A 767-nucleotide genomic window follows, 5' to 3' on the forward strand; every position below is an offset into this window, starting at 1 on the left:
TTCAATGTCGCACTATCTGACAAAAAACAGGCCCACCCTGTTACGGATGAGCCTTGTTTTATTAGTTCGATGAAAGTGGTTGCGGGGGCAGGATTTGAACCTGCGGCCTTCAGGTTATGAGCCTATTATCAAATGATTCCAATAGCTTAATAATTTCAACGACATAGACGACAAGCCTTTGAATTCACAAATTTTCAGCCCTGAAACTCGCTGACATTGGCCCACATCCGCAGTGCCTCACACTCAAAAAATGACGTACGCTCGTTGACATGGCGTTGACATGAAACTTCAGCGGCGCGGCTAAAGATGATCGCTTTTCGGCCCACAGCCGACACTCGAGTCAGTGATTTGCGCCGGGGTGCGGCTTAACCGAACCGGCCATTCGTGCGTTGCGCAGCATTTTTCGGGCCATATCGCAAGCGCCTCATAAAGGTGAGTGCGACAAAAGCAAGATGCACTTGCGTATGGCCAATTTTCTAAACGCTTTCGACAGTGTCAAATATGCAGGATCGGAGTGACGATTTTCTACGGAGGTGGAGAAAAATTAGGGCCGCATTGAGCGGAATCTTTTTATGTTACGCCAACATTAAGTTTGACGAATTTTGGAGCCGGGATAACCTCGTAAATCGATGCGCTTAGCGCCTTCAATTGCGATGGCGCACTGATGAGACACGCGCGATCCGTTGCCAAAAGCGACCGCGTGTGCCTTCAGGTGATAAGGATGATGTCGAGGGGGGTCGAATATGACGCGCGCCCGCACTTCTGAC

Annotated in this window: 1 protein-coding gene; it reads right to left on the minus strand. The window is 49.7% G+C overall.

Annotation, left to right across the window (positions count from 1 at the left end):
• Positions 1 to 586 precede the first annotated feature (586 nt).
• Positions 587 to 767: hypothetical protein (locus tag RYZ18_RS14180; RefSeq protein WP_317657520.1), on the minus strand; the 181-nt coding region annotated here is incomplete at its 5' end.

It is taken from the genome of Roseovarius sp. 10 (assembly GCF_033100315.1).
In the GTDB taxonomy this organism is placed as follows: Bacteria; Pseudomonadota; Alphaproteobacteria; order Rhodobacterales; family Rhodobacteraceae; genus M30B80.